The 18,506-nt window shown below is 68.8% G+C and carries 14 protein-coding genes; 9 read left to right on the top strand and 5 right to left on the bottom strand.

All coding sequences use genetic code 11. The features are described from left to right. The first annotated feature begins 13 nt into the window (after positions 1-13). Both LRH25_RS29445 and LRH25_RS29440 read left to right on the top strand, forming a co-directional pair. Positions 14-2,107 (top strand): hydantoinase/oxoprolinase family protein, encoded by a 2,094-nt coding sequence (locus tag LRH25_RS29445; RefSeq protein ID WP_231013046.1) that lies wholly within the window; start codon positions 14-16, stop codon positions 2,105-2,107. 16 nt (positions 2,108-2,123) lie between these two features. Next, on the top strand, positions 2,124-3,770 hold the full coding sequence (locus tag LRH25_RS29440) for a hydantoinase B/oxoprolinase family protein (protein ID WP_231013045.1): 1,647 nt from the start codon (positions 2,124-2,126) through the stop codon (positions 3,768-3,770). A 16-nt stretch (positions 3,771-3,786) separates the two neighbouring features. On the opposite strand, the gene LRH25_RS29435 is transcribed toward LRH25_RS29440, so the two are convergent. Next, positions 3,787-6,918, bottom strand: a complete 3,132-nt coding sequence (locus LRH25_RS29435) for an amidohydrolase family protein (RefSeq protein ID WP_231013044.1) — start codon at positions 6,916-6,918, stop codon at positions 3,787-3,789. A gap of 200 nt (positions 6,919-7,118) precedes the next feature. Further along, complete coding sequence (locus LRH25_RS29430) at positions 7,119-8,099, bottom strand: LysR family transcriptional regulator (protein WP_211361633.1); 981 nt, start codon at positions 8,097-8,099, stop codon at positions 7,119-7,121. A gap of 187 nt (positions 8,100-8,286) precedes the next feature. Between LRH25_RS29430 and LRH25_RS29425 the strand changes: the two genes are divergently transcribed. The 7 genes from LRH25_RS29425 to LRH25_RS29395 all read left to right on the top strand — a co-directional run bounded on the left by LRH25_RS29425 (position 8,287) and on the right by LRH25_RS29395 (position 14,513). After that, entirely contained in the window at positions 8,287-9,078 is a 792-nt protein-coding gene (locus LRH25_RS29425) for an SDR family NAD(P)-dependent oxidoreductase (protein WP_141291440.1), read from the top strand. 5 nt (positions 9,079-9,083) lie between these two features. Continuing rightward, the gene (locus LRH25_RS29420) at positions 9,084-10,571 is read left to right on the top strand and encodes an amidohydrolase family protein (RefSeq protein ID WP_231013043.1); all 1,488 of its coding nucleotides are present in this window, start codon (positions 9,084-9,086) and stop codon (positions 10,569-10,571) included. After that, positions 10,562-11,353 (top strand): SDR family NAD(P)-dependent oxidoreductase, encoded by a 792-nt coding sequence (locus tag LRH25_RS29415; protein WP_231013042.1) that lies wholly within the window; start codon positions 10,562-10,564, stop codon positions 11,351-11,353. Before LRH25_RS29420 ends, LRH25_RS29415 begins: the two co-directional genes overlap by 10 nt. A gap of 12 nt (positions 11,354-11,365) precedes the next feature. Continuing rightward, on the top strand, positions 11,366-12,823 hold the full coding sequence (gene allB, locus LRH25_RS29410) for an allantoinase AllB (protein ID WP_231013041.1): 1,458 nt from the start codon (positions 11,366-11,368) through the stop codon (positions 12,821-12,823). Then, positions 12,820-13,437: an LOG family protein gene (locus tag LRH25_RS29405; protein WP_141286717.1), complete on the top strand. Its 618-nt coding sequence runs from the start codon at positions 12,820-12,822 to the stop codon at positions 13,435-13,437. Before allB ends, LRH25_RS29405 begins: the two co-directional genes overlap by 4 nt. A gap of 38 nt (positions 13,438-13,475) precedes the next feature. Further along, positions 13,476-13,904: a DUF3830 family protein gene (locus LRH25_RS29400; protein ID WP_141286715.1), complete on the top strand. Its 429-nt coding sequence runs from the start codon at positions 13,476-13,478 to the stop codon at positions 13,902-13,904. 447 nt (positions 13,905-14,351) lie between these two features. Next, a complete protein-coding gene (locus tag LRH25_RS29395) occupies positions 14,352-14,513 on the top strand; it encodes a hypothetical protein (RefSeq protein WP_170200797.1) in 162 nt (53 codons plus the stop codon). 42 nt (positions 14,514-14,555) lie between these two features. Here the strand turns inward: LRH25_RS29395 and LRH25_RS29390 are convergent, their stop codons facing one another. The 3 genes from LRH25_RS29390 to LRH25_RS29380 form a co-directional block, all read right to left on the bottom strand. Further along, entirely contained in the window at positions 14,556-15,674 is a 1,119-nt protein-coding gene (locus tag LRH25_RS29390; protein WP_231013040.1) for an ATP-binding protein, read from the bottom strand. Further along, positions 15,671-16,804 carry an FIST signal transduction protein gene (locus LRH25_RS29385; RefSeq protein ID WP_141286709.1) on the bottom strand — a complete coding sequence of 378 codons (1,134 nt, stop codon included), beginning with the start codon at positions 16,802-16,804 and terminating at the stop codon, positions 15,671-15,673. Before LRH25_RS29385 ends, LRH25_RS29390 begins: the two co-directional genes overlap by 4 nt. Before the next feature lie 161 nt (positions 16,805-16,965). Next, a complete protein-coding gene (locus LRH25_RS29380) occupies positions 16,966-18,492 on the bottom strand; it encodes a glycoside hydrolase family 32 protein (protein ID WP_141286706.1) in 1,527 nt (508 codons plus the stop codon). Between the last annotated feature and the right edge of the window lie 14 nt (positions 18,493-18,506).

Raw genomic sequence — 18,506 nt, 5'->3', positions numbered from 1 at the left:
CCCAAGGCCTGACGTGAACACAGCCAACCGCCCGGGCCAGGCCCGCATCGGCGCCGACATTGGCGGCACCTTCACCGACGTGGTGCTGGAAACGCCGACCCGCCGCCACTCCACCAAGCTGCTGACCACCTACGACGCGCCGGAACGGGCCCTGCTGGATGGCGTCACCCTGCTGCTGGCCGAGGCCGGCCTGGGCGCTTCCGACGTGGGCCTGGTGGTGCACGGCACGACGCTGGCCACCAACGCGCTGATCGAGCGGCGCGGGGCCCGCACCGCGCTGCTCACCACCGAGGGCTTTCGCGACGTGCTGGAGATGGGCACCGAGAGCCGCTTCGACCAGTACGACATCGCGATGGACAAGCCGCCGCCGCTGATCCCGCGCCCGCTGCGGCTGACGGTGCGCGAGCGCGTGGCCGCCGATGGCGCCGTGCTGCTGCCGCTGGACGAGGCCGGCGTGCTGGCGGCAGCCGAGGTCTTCCGCCGCGAAGCGGTGCAAAGCGTCGCGGTGGGCTTCCTGCACAGCTATGTGAACCCGGCGCATGAGCAGCGGGCCGCCGCGCTGCTGCGCGAGGCGCTGCCTGGCGTGATGGTGTCGCTCTCCTGCGAGGTCTCGCCGGAGATGCGCGAGTACGAGCGCTTTTCGACCACCGCCGCGAATGCCTATGTGCAACCCATCGTGGCCAGCTACCTGGGCCGGCTGGACGACAAGCTGCGCGCCCTGGGCTTTGGCTGCCCGCTGTTCCTGATGCTCTCATCCGGCGGGCTGACCACCGTGGAAACGGCCGCCCGCTTCCCGGTGCGGCTGGTCGAGTCCGGCCCGGCAGGCGGCGCGCTCTTTGCTGCCGCCGTGGCCGCCGAACGCGGCATCGGCCAGATGCTGGCGCTGGACGTGGGCGGCACCACGGCCAAGATCTGCTACATCGACGACGGCCGGCCGCAAAGCTCGCAGGTCTTCGAGGTGGCGCGGGTGCATCGCTTCCGCAAGGGCAGCGGGCTGCCGCTGCGCATCCCGGTGGTGGAAATGGTGGAGATTGGCGCCGGTGGCGGCTCGATCGCGCGCATTGACGGCGCCGGCCGGCTGGCCGTGGGCCCGCGCAGCGCGGCCTCCGAGCCCGGGCCGGCCTGCTATGGCCGCGGCGGCAACGAACCCACGGTGACCGATGCCGACCTGGCGCTGGGCCGCATCGCCGCCGACAGCTTTGCCGGCGGCAAGATGCAGCTGGACGCCGCCGCCTGCGAGCGCGCCTTGCTCGCGCTGCCCGGCCTGCGCCAGACCGAGCCCGCCCTGCGCGCGCTGGGCATCAGCGAGATCGTGGACGAGGCCATGGCCAGCGCTGCCCGCGTGCATGCGGTGGAGCTGGGCCTTCGGCTGGAAGGGCGCACGCTGGTGGCCTTTGGCGGCTGCGCGCCACTGCATGCCGCGCGCGTGGCCGAGAAGCTGGGCATCGACGAGGTGGTGATCCCGCGCAGCGCGGGCGTGGGTTCGGCCGTGGGCTTTCTGCGCGCGCCCATTGCCTACGAGATCGCACGCAGCCTGCACCAGCAGCTCGATGCGCTGGACACCGCGGCGGTCAACAGCTTGCTGCAGGCCATGTCGGCCGAGGCCCATGCCATCGTGCGCCAGGGCGATGCCACGCAGGCGCGCACCGAACGCCGCACCGCCTTCGCGCGCTACCGCGGCCAGGGCTACGAGATCGCCATCGAGGTGCCGGTGCGCCCACTCACCGCCGATGACGCGGCACTGCTGGCCCAGGCCTTCGAGCAGGCCTACCGCGCCCACTACGGCGGCCTGGCGGTGCGGCTGCCGATCGAGATCCTGACCTGGCGCGTGGCTGCGGCCACCGTGGCGCCGCCGGTCGAGCGCATGGCCATGCCCCCCCAAACCCAGGCCGCCCGCCCCGAAGGCCAGCGCGAGGTGCTGGACCCTGGCCTGGGCCAGGTCTGCCGCCACGCGCTGTACCGCCGCAGCGCGCTGCGGCCCGGCGACACCCTGGCCGGCCCGGCACTGATCGTCGAGGACGAGACCACCACCGTGGTCTCGCCCGCCTTTGACGCCCACATCGACGGGCACGGCTACATCGTGCTGACGCGGCGCGCCGCCGCCTGACCCTGGAACCCCTGCGATGAACTCCCCCGCCGTCCCGCACGACAACCCGCATGACACCCTGAAGGACCTGCGCCTGCAGGTGATGTGGACCCGCCTGATCTCGGTCGTCGAGGAAGCCGCGCAGGCGCTGATGCGCACCGCCTTCTCGACCACGGTGCGAGACGCCGGCGACCTCTCGGCCGCGGTGTTCGACACCCAGGGCCGGCTGATCGCCGAGGCGGTGACCGGCACCCCCGGCCATGTCAACTCCATGGCCGAAGGCGTGAAGCACTTCCTGGCCCGCTTTCCAGCCGCAACCATGGCCGAAGGCGACCACTACATCACCAACGACCCCTGGCTGACGGCCGGCCACCTGCACGACATCACCGTGGTCAGCCCGGTGGTGATGGACGGCCGGGTGGTCGGCCTGCTGGGCTGCTGCTGCCACCAGCTCGACATCGGCGGCCTGGGCCAGGGGCCCGATGGCCGCTCCATCTTCGAGGAGGGCCTGCAGATCCCGTTGATGAAACTGGCCTCGCGCGGCCAGCTCAACCTGGACCTGATGGCCATCCTGCAGCAGAACGTGCGCACGCCGCTGCAGGTCGAAGGCGATGTGCTTTCCTACATCGCCAGCAACGACACCGGCGCGCGCCGCCTCAAGGCCATGCTGCAGGAGTTTGGCCAGACCAGCCTGGACGCGCTGGGCGACTACATCCTGCAGCAGTCGCTGAGCGCCACGCGCGAGCGCATTGCCGCCCTGCCGCGGGGCTGCTGGCAGAGCGCGCTGACCATCGACGGCTACGACCGCCCCATCACGCTGCGCGCCACGCTGACGATTGCCGAAGACCGTGTCACGGTGGACTATGCCGGCACCGACGGCGCGGTGCCGCAAGGCATCAACGTGGTGCTGAACTACTGCCGCGCCTACACCGTGTTCGGCCTCAAGTGCCTGATCGCGCCCGAGGTGCCGAACAACCACGGCGCGCTGCTGCCCTTCGAGGTGAGCGCGCCCGAGGGCAGCATCCTCAACGCGCAGCGGCCCTCGCCCGTGGCGGCGCGCCACGTCATCGGCCAGATGCTGCCGGACGTGGTGCTGGGCTGCCTGGCCCAGGCCATGCCGCAGCGCGTGCCGGCCGAAGGCTCCTCCTGCCTGTGGAGCGTGCAGTTGCGCGGCCGTGCGCCAGGCTCGGCCGCCGCCACCTTCGACACCGTGTTCTTCAACAGCGGCGGCGCCGGCGCCCGGCCCGGGCAGGACGGCCTGGATGCCACCGCCTTCCCCAGCGGCGTGCGGGCGATGCCGGTCGAGGTCAGCGAACACGGCGCGCCCATCGTAATCTGGAAAAAGGAACTGCGCGAGGACAGCGGCGGCGCCGGCCAGTTCCGTGGTGGCCTGGGCCAGACGGTGGAGGTGGGCACACGCGACGGTGCGGCCTTTGAAGTGCTGGCCATGTACGAGCGGGTGGCCACTCCGGCCAAGGGCCGCTCGGGCGGCGGCGACGGCGCCGCTGGCGTGGTGCGGCTGAAGTCCGGCCCGCTGCTGCGCGCCAAGGGCCTGCAGACCATTCCCGCCGGCGACCGGCTGGTGCTTGAACTGCCCGGCGGGGCCGGGCTGGGCCCGGCCGAGGCGCGTGACCCGGCAGCACTGGCCGCCGATGCGGCCGCCGGCCTGGTCGCCCCGCGCTGACCCTCGGGCCGGCCCTTCAGACCATGGGCGAACAGCAGTGGCGGCGCACCTCGGCCACCCAATGCGGGTCGTGCCACCAAGCCTGATCCGCCGCCGCATCAACTGCCGCGTGCGGCAGCTCTGCCGCTGCAGGTGCCACTGACGCCACGCCCGTGGCAGGGGCCGCATCGAAGGGCGCCATCAAGGCCTCCAGCGTGTGGTCCACGCCGCCCACCATCACCCGCCGCACCCGCATCGCGGCGCGGATGTCCCGCAGCGGGTCGCCCTCGACACAGACCAGATCGGCCAGTTGGCCGCGTGCCAGCGTGCCCAGGTCGTGGCCCAGCACCTGGCCGGCGTTGCGGGTGGCCGTGCGCAGCGCCTCGACAGGGCGCATGCCGTGCTTGACCATGGCACGCAGGTTCAGGTGCAGGCTGATGCCAGGGGCCACGATGGGGTAGTCGCTGCCGCAGACGATGGTCACGCCGGCCGCCTGCTGGGCCAGCACCGTGGCCACCTGGCGGGCCACCATGCGCACCGGCTGGCTGGGCCCGCCGCGCGCGGCCTTCTCCAGCGGCGCGCGCTCGGCGGGCGGGAACATGCGTTGCACCCGGGGGTCTTCCAGCACCTCCTCCGGTGCATCGCCGAGCAGGCCCTCGGTGCCGAAAATCGTGGGGGTGCGAAAGCTGCGGGCGGCCCCGGCAATGGCGACCACGTCCTGGTAGCCCACGCCCAGCATGCTGCCGGTGCGGGAGTAGCCGAAGCGGCTGGTGCCACCCATGTGCTCATGGCCCTGGGCGCCGAAGGCCACCGCCGGGAACAGGTAGTGCGAGGTGATGGGAATGCCCAGCTGGCGGGCCATCTGCGTGGCACGGGCCTGCAGGTCCAGCGGCAGGCGCACGTAGCACTTGAGCAGGTCGTAGTCGAGCGCGCGGGCCCGCTCGAACTGGCGCAGCAACTGAGCCTGATCGCGCAGCGGGTGCATGCCGTCCATGAACACCCGTGCGCCTTCCAGCGCCTCGCCGGTGCCGAAATGGCGCGGCCCGACGCGCAGGCCGGCGTCCACAGATTCCTTGTTCTCCAGCGCCAGGTAGGCGTTGTCGCTCAGGCCGCGGGTGGTGGTGATGCCATAGGCCAGGAAGATGCGCGGATCGCGCGTGCCCAGCTGGTTGCCCATCTCGCGGTGGGTGTGCATGTCGATCAGGCCCGGCATCACGGTGAGCCCGCTGGCATCCACCCAGCGCACGCCGGGCCGCCGCGCGCGATGCGGCTCGATGGCCGCAATGCGGTGGCCGTGGATCACGATGTCCACGTTCTCGCGCAAGGTGTCGGCCACCCCGTCCCACAGCCGGCCGGCGTGGACCACGGTGATGCCCTCCGGCCGGGCCAGCCGCCACTGCAGGCCCCAGGGCAGCTCGCGCACCTGCCCTGCCATCGGGCCGGCCAGCGTGCGCAGGCGCAAGCGGGCATTCGAGAGGTAGAGCAAGGCGCTGCCATCGGCGCTCAGGCTGAGCGCATCGGCGCTGTCGTCACCCAGCGGCTCGGGCTCGCCCTGCAGCGTGCCGTCGGCCGAGATCGGCGAGCGCCACAGGGTGCCGCCCAGGGTATAGATGAAGTGGCGGCCATCGGGCGTCCACAGCGGGCCGTTGACGTTGCGCACATCCAGCGATGCGCCCGGCCGGGGAGACTGGTAGCGCATGCGGCCGCTGGCCAGGTGCACGGTGAGGATGGCGTTCAGCCCCTCCCGGTAGCGCGCGCTGTAGGGCCGGATGGCGGCCAGCGCCAGGTACTGGCCATCGGGCGACCAGCTCGGGCGCCCTGACCAGACGGTCTGCCTGGCCACGCGCCGCAAGGCACCGCTGTCGGGATCGACCAGGCAGAGCCAGCCGTCTTCAGAAGCACAGACCAGGGTCTTGCCGTCCGGCGACCAGGCGATCTGCTTGAGCGGCCGGTCCGCATGGGTGAGCTGGCGCGCATCGCCGCTGTCCAGCGCCTGGCGCCAGAGCTGCAGCATGCCGCTGCGGTCGCAGGCATAGACCAGGTGGCGGCCGTCAGGCGACCAGGTGGGCCCGAGCTTGGTGCTGGCGTCCTGGGTGAGCTGGCGCGGCTGGGGCTGGCCCACGGTCAGCAGCCAGAGCTGGCCCAGGGCGCTGAAGGCGACACGATCCGCCTGCGGCGACAGGGCCGGAAACGAAATGCCCTTGACCTTGCGCGGGGCGCGGCTGTCCAGGTCGCGGCGGCGCAGCGGCGCGCGGTGCGCCGTCACCCGCACCTCGGCGCTGAAAGGCACCCGGCCGGTGATGCCGGGGGCCTCAGCCGGGGCCAGCCGGCGCATGCGGATCTCACCCTCGCTGGTGTAAAACAGTTCGGTGGCGCTGCGCCACACGGCCGGCAGCGGGAACACATCTTCCGCCTCGTCGCTCACGGCCTGACCGTCCACCATCAAGCGGCTGGCCCGGATGTCGCGCGGCGTGCCTTCGACCACCCGCCAGCTCAAGCGCCCCTCGGGCGACCAGGCCGGCGCGCTGGCGCCGGGGCCGGCGCTGATCAGCAGCGGCGCGGGCGTCTCCTCGGCCGGCGCGGCCTCGACCACCAGGATGCGGCCACTGCTGGCAAAAGCCACCCGCCGGCCATCGGGCGACCAGGCGGGCTCGGCATCCTCGCCCTCGGTATCCACCAAGGGCCTGACCCGGCCGGAGGCCCAGTCGAGCGCATACAGCGCATAGCGCCCGCTGCGGTCGCTGGCGAAGGCGATCTCCCGGCCGTCGGGCGACCAGCAGGGCTCGCGGCAGTCGAACTCGCCGTGCGTGAGCTGGCGCAGGTCGCCACCGTCCGGGGCAATCGTCCAGAGCTGGAAGCTGCCGTCGCGGTAGGACTGGAAGGCAATGCGCCGGCCATCGGGCGACCAGTGCGGCCGGGCCACGTCATGCAGGTAGCCGGTCAGGCGGCGAGCCTGGCCACCGGCCACCGGCAGCGTCCACAGCAGGCCTTGCAGGTCCATTGCGAGGGTCTGCCGGTCGGGCGACAGCGCGATCGCCAGGTTGGTGCCCTGGGTCAGGGTGACGGCCGTGTCGCCCCATTCGCCTTCTGCCAGCGGCACGTCCAGCCCATCCGGCGCGACCGGCGCGGCCTGCGCAACGGGCAGCAGCCAGGGCTGGGCGCTGGCCACGGCGGAGGCCGCGGCGAGTGAGACAAAGCTTCGGCGGCTCAGGCCGCCAGCAGGGCGGCAATGCAGGCAGTACGGCGACACGGCACAGGCGATGAGGTGACAGACCTGGCCATGCTAGGCAGCCGGGCCGCCAGCCGTGTCGCCATTTGCGCGCCTGGCGGCTGCGCTTTGGGCCACACCCCGCCCCCCATCCGGGCCTGCTATTCGGCTTCGTCTTCGGTCTCGCGCACGCGCGCCGTCCGCTCGGCCTTGGCGGCGCGTTCGTCCATGGGCAGCGAGCGCATCGCGTCCAGCCGGCGCGCCAGCTGTTCGCCAAAGCGCGCAGCCGGCAGCGGCAAGGTGCGGCCCTTGAGCTGGCCCAGCACCAGCGGGCCATAGGCGCCGTCGACCTCGTCGATGGCACGCACCGCGAGCTCAGGGTCCTTGCGCCAGTGGCCGGCTCCCACATCGACCTGGAAGCTGATGATCTCGCTGCCCTTGACCACGTCAGCCAGCAGGTCGAAGGAGTTCGACTCGATCACGGGGTTGGGCTGCATCGAGCCGCGCGCCAGCACCTGGTCGATCAGCTCACGACCGGAGTAGCTGGGGTCGGGCAGCGCCAGGTCATACATCAGGCAGTCGCGCACCCGCAGCTTGGGCTTGCTGGCCAAGGGGTGGTCCCTGGCCATCACTGCCACCATGCCCTGCCCGATGGACATCAGCGGCTGAAGTTCGGCGGCATGCGAGGGCCGGAAGACCAGGATCAGGTCGGCCTCGTAGGCCAGCATCAGGCGCATGGCATTGGCATGGTCGCAGACATTCACCGTCATCTTCACCAGAGGATGCTCGGCGCGGAAGGCCTTCATCTCGGTCAACAGCAGGTCGCGTGCCACCGCCTGGCTGCAGGCGATGCGGATCTCGCCGCGGCGCAGGCCTGCAAGCGCCTCGATCTGCGAATAGACGCGGCGCAGGTCGGCATTCTGGTTCTTGATCCAGGCGATGAAGATCTCGCCCGCAGCCGTCAGCAACACACCGGAGGAAGTGCGCTCGAACAGCGCCGCCCCCAGGTCGGACTCGACATCCTGGATTCGACGCAAAAGGGCCGAAGGGGTCAGGTGCAGCTTCTCGGCAGCTTGCCTCACCGACCCGGTGCGGGCCACCTCTTCCAGATAGCGCCATACGCGCATGTTTCTAAGAGCCATCACTACTCCTCAGGCACGAAAGTCAACACACCCACGCGAATTTGGCACCTCACAAGTGCATGGCGATCCACTAACGTGAGCTCGCACATTCATCACTCAAGACATCGCGCAATACCGCCGCGTGCTGAGCAAGTGAAGTGCCTGCCACAGGTAAAGCTGTGCTGCATCAAAACAAATGGGGATTTGCATGGACTTGGGCTTGCAAGGAAGAGTCGTCATCGTCACCGGGCCTGCCAAAGGCCTGGGGCCTGCGATCACCTTGGCGTTTGCCAGGGAAGGCTGCCGATTGGTGTTGGCCAGCCGTGACTTGGAGGCCATCGAGGCGATCGCGATGAAGACAGAAGGGCTGGGCGGCCAGGCCTTGCCGGTGCGCTGCGATGTCACCAACCCGCAGGAGACTGATCGAATGGCCGAGCTGGCCGTGCAGCATTTCGGCCAGATCGATGCGCTGATCAATGTGGCCAGCGACACCGGGCCGATTGGCGACGCCACCTGGAACACTTCGCCCAAGGAATTCGAGCACACCATGCAGGTCAACCTGCTGGGCTGCTTCAACACCATGCGGGCAGTGCTGCCCCGCATGATCGCGCGCCGCTACGGCAAGATCATCAACGTCGGCGGCACCTACGGCATGCGCGGCAGGGCCGGCCGCATGGCCTACTCGGCCTCGAAATGGGGGCTGCGCGGCGTGACCAAATCTGCCGCGCTCGAAGCTGGTCCACACAACATCAATGTCAACTTCGTCGCGCCCGGCATGGTCGATGACGAGCGCTTCCGCAACAAATGGATCCCGGAGGCGATGACCCAGTTCGGCATCAACGCCGACCAGGCCGAGGAGCGCCACGCGCAGGAATACGCGCTGCGCCGCATCAGCTCCGACATGGACGTGGCCAATGCCTGCCTGTTCCTTGCATCCGATGTCTCGCGCCAGATCACCGGCGTGGACCTGCCAGTGGACGGAGGCTGGGCTGCGCTGTGAACCCGATGCGTGAGCCGACCCACATCGACGTTGCGCAGGTCTACGCACGCCCAGGGGCGCAGCCGCCGCTGGGGCCTTCTCGGCTGCACCTGGCGGAAGGTCGAATCGCGCGCATCGAGCCGCTGCCCGCGCCGCCGGCAGCGGCCCGCCACCGCATCGCCCTGCCTGCGCCTTGCGACGCCCACGATCACGGCCGAGGCCTGCGCACGCTGGCCTTCGGCGCCCAGGACCAGGCGCTGGAAACCTGGCTGTCGGAGCTGGCCCGGGAGCCACACGTGGACCCGTACCTGCGCGCGGTGGTGGCCTTCGCCCGCATGGCCGAGGGCGGCATTGCCGCCGCCAACCATTGCCACAATACGCAGGACGGCAAGGCCTTGCTGCGGGAGGCTCAGGGGGTGGCCCGCGCCGCCCGCGACGTGGGCTTGCGCATCGCTTTCGCTGTGCCTTTCGCGGGCCGCAACAACGTTGTCTACGGCCCGTTGGCACCGCTGCTGGCGCACCTGCCACCGGCGGACCACGCGCGGCTGATCGCCCAACGCCAGCCCAGCCGCACGCTGCAGGAGAACCTGGCGCTGGTTGAGGAGATTGCCGAACTTTCCCACGAGGGCTTCAGCGTGCAGTATGGGCCGGTCGGCCCGCAGTGGGTGGACGACGAGGCCTTGGCCAGCATCGCACAGGCCAGCGCCGACAGCGGACGGCGCGTGCACATGCACCTGTTCGAGACACGGCAGCAACGGGCATGGGCCGATGCGCACCACCCTGGGGGCCTGCTGAAGCATCTGGACGCCATCGGGTTGCTGTCGCCGCGCCTGACCGTGGCCCATGCGGTGTGGCTGGACGCAGCCGACTGCGCGCTGCTGGCCGAGCGTGGCGTGATGGTCAGTGCCAATGTCTCGTCGAACCTGCGGCTGCGCTCGGGCATGCCGCCGTGGCGCCGCTACCTGGATGCGGGCCTGCGCTTCGGCCTGGGGCTGGACGGCATGAGCCTGGACGATGACGAGGACATGCTGCGCGAGATGCGGCTGGCCTGGCACCAACTGAGCACCGTGGATGGCTGCGAACGCTTCAGCCTGGGCGACCTGTTCCAGGCCGTCTGCGGGCATGGGCGGGCGAGCATCACCGGACAAGCGCCGGGCGATGCCGAACTCAAGCCCGGCGCCCCGGCCGACATCCTGGTGCTGGACCTGCGCCACCTCACGCGCGACCGGCTCAGCGAGGACCCCGCCGACCTGCTGGCGCTGGTGGTGGCACGCGCCACCAAGCGCGACATCCAGCACCTGCTCGTCGCCGGCCGCACCGTGGTGCATGAAGCCCATTGCCGCAGCGTCAGCCTGCCTGCGCTGGAGGCAGCGCTGCTGGCCGAGGCCCGCGCAGCCCGCCAGCGCCATCCCCCAGACGACGCGGCCATCACCCGGCTGCAGGGCGCCCTGCGCGCGCATGCGCGCTGCGGCTGTGCCCCTCCTTTTTCCGAACGAGAAACACCATGGATCTGAAACTCAAAGACAAAGTCACCGTGATCACCGGCCCGGCCAAAGGCATGGGCCGCGCGGTGACGCTGGCCTTCGCACAGGAAGGCGCCCGGCTGGTGCTGGCCGGCCGCGACGTGGCCGCGATCGAGCCTGTCGCCGCCGAGGCTCGCGCGCTCGGTGTGGCAGCCATCGTCGTGCCCTGCAACCTGACCGACAGCGCGCAGACCCAGGCCCTGGCCCGGACTGCACTGGCCGAGTTCGGCCGCATCGACGTGCTGGTGAACGTGGCCGGTGGCTCCGGCCCCATCGGCAAGACCGGCTGGGAGACCACCCCGGAGGAGTTCGACGAGATCGTCGACCTCAACATGAAAGGCTGCTTCAACACCATGCGTGCGGTGCTGCCGGCCATGGTCGACCAGGCCGGTGGCAAGGTGGTCAACGTGGGCGGCACCTTCGGCATGCGCGGACGCGCCGGCCGCATGGCGTATTCGGCCTCCAAGTGGGGCCTGCGCGGCATCACCAAGAGCTTCGCGCTGGAAGCCGGCCCGTACAACGTCAACGTCAACTGCGTGGCACCCGGCATGGTGGATGGGCCGCGCTTTCGCGAGAAGGTCTGCGCCAACATGGCCGAGAAGCTGGGCATCACGCTGGAAGAGGCGATGCAACGCCATGCGGCCGATTACGCGCTGCGCCGCGTGACGCTGGACGACGACGTGGCCAACGCCTGCCTGTTCCTGGCCAGCGACGTGTCGCGCCAGATCACCGGTGCCGATCTGGCCGTCGATGGCGGCTGGGCCTCTCTCTAAGGATATCTCCCCATGAAAAGCGCAGACCTTGTCATCCGCGGCGCCCGCGTAGTGTCGGCGGACCAGATCATCCAGGCCTCGGTGGCCATTGCCGGCGAACACATCGTGGCGGTCGGCCATGACGACCTGATGCCGCCAGCCGCGCAGGAGATGCGTGCCGACGGCTTGTTCCTGCTGCCTGGCGCCATCGACAGCCACGTGCACTTCCGCGACCCGGGCTACCCGCACAAGGAAACCTGGAAGACCGGCTCGGCAGCGGCCGCCTGCGGCGGCGTGACCACCGTCTTCGAGATGCCCAACACCAACCCGCCGACCGGCACGCTGGAGGCCTTGCGCCTGAAGCAGAAGGCGGCGGAATCGTCGTATGTGGACTACGGCATCCACGGCCTGCTGGGCGACGACACCATCGAGCGGCTGGAGGCGCTGCTGGAGGCTGGCGTGACCAGCTTCAAGGCCTTTGTGGGCAACACCTTCGGCAACCTGCCGGCGCCCACCGATGGCGCGCTGCTGGAGGGCTTCGAGAAGCTCGCGCCGCTGGGCATCCGCACGGTGGTGCATGCGGAGAATTCGTCCATCCTGCTGCGCCGCGAGCAGCGCATGCAGGCCGCCGGCCGCCAGGACGCGCTGGCCCATCTGGCGGCCCGGCCGGCGGTCGCCGAGGTCGAAGCCATCGGCCGCGTGCTGACGCTGGCCGAATGGACCGGTGCGCGCGTGCACATCGCCCACCACAGCGCCGCCGACTCGCTGTTCCTGTTGCACGACGCCAAGCGGCGCGGCGTGGACGTGACCGCCGAGACCTGCCCGCAGTACCTGCTGCTCAACACCGATCACATGCGCAAGCTGGGCGGCATCATGCGGCTGAACCCGCCGATCCGCGAGGCCCGCCACAACCAACCGCTGTGGGACGCGCTGATGGACGGCACGCTGGACATGATCGCCACCGACCATGCGCCCCACACGCCAGAAGAAAAGACGCGCGCCAACATCTGGGCCTGCGACTGCGGCTTTCCGGGCGTCGAGACCCAGATGCCCTTGATGCTGACCGAGGTGAACCGCGCCCGGGCCAGCCTGATGGACTACGTGCGCTGGAGCGCGGTGAACCCGGCGCGGGCCTGGGGGCTGTATGGCACCAAGGGCGTGATCATGCCGGGCGCGCACGCCGACATCGCGGTGGTCGACATGGACCGCACCGGCGTGCTGTCCCAGAACCGCCTGCAGTCGATCAGCAAGATCTCGCCCTGGCATGGCCGGGCGGTGCAAGGCTACCCGCTGCACACCCTGGTGCGGGGCCGCTTCGTGATGCGCGATGGCCGGCTGGTCGCGGAAGCGGCGGGCTGGGGCCGCTCGGTCAAGAGCGTGCAGCGCATGCCGGCACCGCGGCCCCGCAACACCGAGCACTACCTCAGCGCGGTGCTGCAGACACCCGATGGGGTGTCACCCAGCGCCACACCGCTGCAGGAGCCGGCATGAGCGCAGGGGATCGTCCCGCGAGCGCTGCCCCGCTGCGCAGCGTCGCGGTGTTCTGCGGCTCGAACTTCGGCAGCTCGCCGGCCTATGCAGACGCCGCCACGGCGCTGGGCCAGGCCCTGGCCCGGCGCGGCATCCGCTTGATCTACGGCGGCACCAACAAAGGCCTGATGGGCGTGCTGGCAGACGCCACGCTGGCCGCTGGAGGGGCTGCCGTTGGGATCATCAACCGGCGGCTGTACGCGCGTGGCCACTTGCACCCAGCCCTGACAGCACATGAAGTCGTCGAGCACATGCGGGCGCGCAAGGCCCGCATGGCCGAACTCGCCGATGCCTTCGTCGCGCTGCCCGGCGGGCTGGGCACGCTGGAGGAGCTGTTCGAGGCTGCCACGCTGACCCAGCTCGGCGACCAGACCAAGGCCTGTGGTGCCCTCAACGTGCTCGGCTTCTACGACCCCATGCGAGCCATGCTGACCCACGCCGTGAGCGCAGGCTTCCTGAAACCCGAGCACCGCGACATGGTGCTGATCGACGACGCGCCCGACCGCCTGCTCGACGCCTTGCAGGCTTGGCAGCCGACCCAGGTTTCCAAGTGGATCAACCAGCCGGGCGCCTGAGCGCCTCCAGCCCCCCCGCCCCGCATTTCGCAGTCCCCATGACACGCATCCGCATCACTGCCGGCGACCAGACCTTCATCGCCGAGACCCACCCTGACGCCCCCCGCACCGTGGCGGCATTCCTGCAGCTGCTGCCCTACCAGCAGCAGCTGATCCACGTGCGCTGGAGCGGCGAGGCCTGCTGGGTGCCGCTGGGTGACTTCCGCCTGGCAAGCCAGGGCGAGCCAGTCGGCTTCGAGAACCACACCAGCCACCCCTCGGTGGGCGACATCCTGTTCTACCCCGGTGGCTACAGCGAGACGGAAATCATCCTCGCCTACGGCCCCTGCAGTTTCGCCAGCCGCATGGGCCCGCTGGCTGGCAACCACTTCCTGACCATCGTGGAAGGTCGAGACAAACTCCGCGCGCTGGGGCACCAGGTGCTGTGGAAAGGTGCGCAGGACGTCCTGTTCGAACAGCTACCCTGAGGCGCACCTGCGCCCTATGGCGATGCCGCGCCATCCGCGGTTGCGGTGTGTCGCGCTTCAACCTTGAGCCGGCCAACATCTTGGGTCAGGGCCTGCCTGTCACTGTCGCGCTTCCCGGACAGCTGCTGGAGCAGCGTTGGAACAGCTGACGACTTTGAGCCGGAACGGGTGTCGACGTTGAGTTGGACCGAAAGGCGGTCTTGACCGGAATACGCAGTCGACTGCACCTCGACCCGGTGAAGCAAGGGGCTGCCGAGGTTCCTGGTGGTGGGAAAGCGAACCGTCCGTCTTGTGGGTGGACTCGCCTATTGCGAAGCGCAGCTCCGTGGATCCGTGCGCGGCCCAGAGTTCAACGCCATCGGACGCGTGATCGAGCACCCAGGACTTCAGTTCGAGATGAGCGGAAGCTCAACGGGATGGTGGCCGAGCAGGCACTTTTCTTGCGGCATGCTGATCTTCCACCGGCAGGTCTTTGAAGCGATGCGCATCGCGCTTGAGGTGACGTCGCAGTTCGTCGAAGCGCACTGCCAAGGCGGGACATGCTTCGATCTTCGCGTCGTGCGGGCCTGGCGCGCATTGAGCGCCTCGACTGCCGCGGGCGACCCGTGATCTGCGGATCGCCCCTTGGCGGCAATCAGGCTCCGGGGTCGTCTATGACGCGGGTGTGGCGTCGGGTGCGCTGCCGACAAGCTGCCGCACCGGCAGCGAGATGCGAAAGCTGGTGCCGACGCCGACTTCGCTGGTGACTGCGATGCGGCCGCCATGCTTGCGGACGATGCCGTACGAGAGCGACAGCCCGAGACCGGTGCCCTTGCCGACTGGCTTCGTGGTGAAGAAAGGATCGAAGATCTGCTTCAGATTCTCGGGCGGGATCCCGCAACCGTTGTCCGAGATGTCGATGAAGACGTGGTCATCGCCTTCGCACCCGGTCGTGACAACGATGCATCCCATCATTCCCTGAAGCGCGTGTGCGGCGTTGACCAACAGATTCATGAACACCTGGTTCAGTTGCGACGCCAGGCATTCGATCTGCGGAATGTTGCCATAGCAGCGCTTGACCTCGGCGACGTACTTGATCTCGTTGTTGGCGATGTTCAGGGTGCTGTCCAGCCCCTTGTGGAGATCTGCCCACTGCCAGCCTTGCTCGCCCACATGCGAGAAGTCCTTTAGATCCTGGACGATCTGCTTCACTCGGAGGGCGCCGTCCTTGGATTCGTCCACCAGCTGCAGCACCTCCTGGCTCAGAAATGCGTAGTCGTTGACGTCCTTGATCCGGTGCAGGTCCGACAAGGCGGCCGCACTGAACACATGCTCCTGCGCCTCGTACGCCTCAACGATGGCGAGCAGCGACTTCGAATAATCGCGCAGGGTGCCGAGGTTGGACGTGATGAAGGCGATCGGATTGTTGATTTCGTGCGCCACTCCGGCGGCGAGCTGGCCAATGGCAGCCATCTTCTCGGACTGGAGCAATTGATGGTGGGCCTCCTCCAGGCGCTTGATCAGCACCTGCTGTTCGTCGGTCCGGCGTTGCAGTTCGTCACGCGCCTGCTGGCGCTCGCGCAGGTCGGCTCGCAGCTGTTCATTGCGCTCGTTGAGTTCGAGAGACATCATTTCGAGCGCCCGCTCGATGAGCATGCGCTCTCCGTCCGCATCTTCGTACGCCTGGCTTACCGCCCCCAGCAGCAGCTCCAGCCCGGTGGGCAGCGCATAGGTATCGCCGAATGCGCGCCGCAGCTGACGTCGAAGCAACTTGTGATGGGAGGGATTCATACCTCTGAGAAAGTCGTGATCGTCATCGTCTGGTTGTGCAGCTCGCATCCACCAAGCGTCCCCTGCGGGCAGAGTTCGCCGTAGGAGTAAAAGCCGGCAAGCGCCGTATCGCCAAGCACTTCGCGAACGCCGTCGATCTCTTCCTCGATGCGCTGGCGCAGCACGAGTTTTCGGCCGACGCAACTGATCAGGACGGCCAATTGCGCATCGTCGCGGCCCAGCCGCCGCAGCCCTTCGGACGCGGCACCGGACGCGCCATCTACCAGGCGATCGAAGTTGGCCTTCATCAGACGGGCCTTGGCCCCCTCGGGGATGTCACCCCCGAAGGTCATGCTCCCGGAGGCTTCGTCGATGCCCAGCACGGTGCGTACCAGCCCGGCACCGCCGCGCCCGTCTTCCAGCAGCAAGGGGAAGCGCAAACCCGTCGCGGGCAATCCGCACGAGTGTTCGCCCAGGTAGCTCTTGTAGAGCTCTAGTGCCGATTTGCCATCCAGCTCGAAAAGCACGTTGCCTCGCGAGCGAGTCACGGTGCGAAGGGGGCCGAAGCTGTCCCAGCCACCGACGCTGCCATATCCGACGAGCAAGTCATCGCCATAGAAGCCAATGCCAACGACGTGCCGGCTCTGCCCGATGCCGTTGCACATGACCAAGGTCTCGATGAACCTGTCGGAGTCGGCCGCCAGCCCTCCGGTAGCGCAGATGCCCTCGGGCAGGCGCTCGCGCAAAGCCTTGGCGAACGACGTGCCGTTGACCACAAGGCCGTCACAAAACGTCATCACGTGTCGCAGGCCCGGGCGCACCAGCTTGAGCGCGATCTGTTCTGCCGCTTCGCGGCCATCCGTGTCTTCGGCGACCGGAACAAGTACCCAGTCGATCACGCTGCGTTCGAATTGCACGGCCGTCGCCACGAGGCAGTCATCGTGCACACGCGTACCGAGGATCTCTCCGGCGGTCGAGCAACCAACGATCAGGGCATTCGGGTGCCACGCCCGCAACTGATCGAATAGCCCTTGTTGGCGAAGAGCGTCCGGTGAACCGAAGGCAAGCACGAGTTGATCGCGGTCGCCGGCGGCCGGGGATCCGTCTGTCCAGCCGACGGCGGGCGTCCACAGGCGCTGTCGAATCTTCATGGGTCTTCTCCAGGTGGGCGCGGCATCAACACACCGCATCTTGCTGACATGGAGCGGGCACCAGCGTCTCTTGGACATTTCGACAAGTTGGAGCGCCACTTGAGCCTGTTTTGCGCCTCTCGTCCGGATCGAAACCTCGGATTGACCTTCGATGCCGTGCGTCAGAGATGTCGCGCTTCGACCTGGAGACCGTCCGGGGAACACAATGTGGCCTGCATGGCATGCACCTCGAGCAAGCTAACCGTGGCAGCGGCGCCATGGAAAAGGCCAAGGCATGACGCGTCTGGACGCGCATAGACAAGATCTGTCAACGCAACGCTGCCGCCGTCTGCCAGGACTTCGATCAGGCTGCCGTCGATCCATGCCTCGATCTCTATCTCGTTGGCGTTGGACAGCCGCTGTGCATCGTGCCTCTCGGACTGACCCTTGAAGCGGGGCGCCGCGCAGCTCCGGTTAATGAAGAAACTGTTGCGTTCAGGGTCAAATCCCACCTTCACGGATTCCCCTGCGCCCTTGAGCAGCTCCAGTCCGATGGGTGAGTCCAGGCCGGCCCGAAGCGCGCGCAGACGCACCATCAGCTGCCTGCCCTGAATACCGGCTTGGGCCAGCGATGCCGCTGTCATGTGCGCAGAGTTCTCACGCGCGGTGAACAGCGGTTCTGGCCCGACGAGCGCCTTCATCTCCGCCGCCATGCGCTGGCGCAGGCGCAAACCCCGGGGTGTGGTGACCAGGCTCAGCTCACGCGGCGCCGACTGCTGGCCGCGCCAGGGCTGCGTTGGCAGTTCGCGGGCGTATTCCCAGTTGCTGCACCATCCCAGCCAGAGCACGCGCTCGTCCGGCATGTTGGCGAACATGATCGGGGCGTAGAAGTCGCGGCCGTGGTCAGCCCAGAGCGTCGGTGGCTGCGCGTCATCGGCGACGAACCGCGTGCCGTCGAAATCGCCGATGAAGTACTGCACGCCGCTGCCGCCCCACAGCGAGCCGTGGTTGACCGAGACGATCAGCACCCAGCGCTTGCGAGTGGGGTCGTCGTCGACGCTCAGCGCGAACAGCTCGGGTACTTCCCAGATGTTCCCGTCGGCCGAGCCGGCGGGGCCGAAGGTCGAGACACGGGTCCACTCCACCAGGTTGCGGGAGGTGTAAAACCAGACCTGCTGTTCCAGCGCCACCACCACCAGCATCACAAAGCGCTGCGTCGGCTCGTGCCAGAACACCTTCGGGTCGCGGAACTCGGTGGAACCGATGTCCAGCACCGGGTTGCCTGCATAGGGCGTGAATGTGCGGCCCCGGTCGAGGCTGAAAGCCAGGTGCTGGGACTGGATCTTGGTTCCCGGGTCGAAGCCGGTGAAGAAGGCCACCAGTGCCGGGACGGTGGCGCCGGCCGGCGCGAAGCCGCCACGGTTCGCATGGTCCACGACGATGGAGCCCGAGAAGGCCATCAGCCTGTCCGTCGCGGGGATGGCCACCGGCAACTCCTGCCAGTGCGTGAGGTCGGTGCTCACCGCATGGCCCCAGCTGATGTTTCCCCAGTCGTCGCCCTGCGGGTTGTACTGGTAGTAGAGGTGGTATTCGCCGTCAAAGTGGACGAGCCCGTTGGGGTCGTTCATCCAGTGGCGCTTCGGCGAGAAGTGGTAGCGGGGCCGCCAGGCATGCTGGTCGGCATCGGTCGTCGGCATCGGTGTGGTCACGGTGGTGCGAGCTC

The organism is Ideonella azotifigens, from assembly GCF_021043325.1.
Taxonomy (GTDB): domain Bacteria; phylum Pseudomonadota; class Gammaproteobacteria; order Burkholderiales; family Burkholderiaceae_C; genus Ideonella; species Ideonella azotifigens.
This window is presented reverse-complemented; position numbering and strand designations above follow the sequence as displayed.

Coding starts and splice junctions, on each gene's coding strand:
- LRH25_RS29440 (WP_231013045.1), top strand. CDS start 2,124: ATGAACTCCCCCGCCGTCCCGCACGACAACCCGCATGACACCCTGAAG.
- LRH25_RS29430 (WP_211361633.1), bottom strand. CDS start 8,099: ATGGCTCTTAGAAACATGCGCGTATGGCGCTATCTGGAAGAGGTGGCC.
- LRH25_RS29425 (WP_141291440.1), top strand. CDS start 8,287: ATGGACTTGGGCTTGCAAGGAAGAGTCGTCATCGTCACCGGGCCTGCC.
- LRH25_RS29420 (WP_231013043.1), top strand. CDS start 9,084: ATGCGTGAGCCGACCCACATCGACGTTGCGCAGGTCTACGCACGCCCA.
- LRH25_RS29415 (WP_231013042.1), top strand. CDS start 10,562: ATGGATCTGAAACTCAAAGACAAAGTCACCGTGATCACCGGCCCGGCC.
- allB (WP_231013041.1), top strand. CDS start 11,366: ATGAAAAGCGCAGACCTTGTCATCCGCGGCGCCCGCGTAGTGTCGGCG.
- LRH25_RS29405 (WP_141286717.1), top strand. CDS start 12,820: ATGAGCGCAGGGGATCGTCCCGCGAGCGCTGCCCCGCTGCGCAGCGTC.
- LRH25_RS29400 (WP_141286715.1), top strand. CDS start 13,476: ATGACACGCATCCGCATCACTGCCGGCGACCAGACCTTCATCGCCGAG.
- LRH25_RS29395 (WP_170200797.1), top strand. CDS start 14,352: ATGCTGATCTTCCACCGGCAGGTCTTTGAAGCGATGCGCATCGCGCTT.
- LRH25_RS29390 (WP_231013040.1), bottom strand. CDS start 15,674: ATGAATCCCTCCCATCACAAGTTGCTTCGACGTCAGCTGCGGCGCGCA.
- LRH25_RS29385 (WP_141286709.1), bottom strand. CDS start 16,804: ATGAAGATTCGACAGCGCCTGTGGACGCCCGCCGTCGGCTGGACAGAC.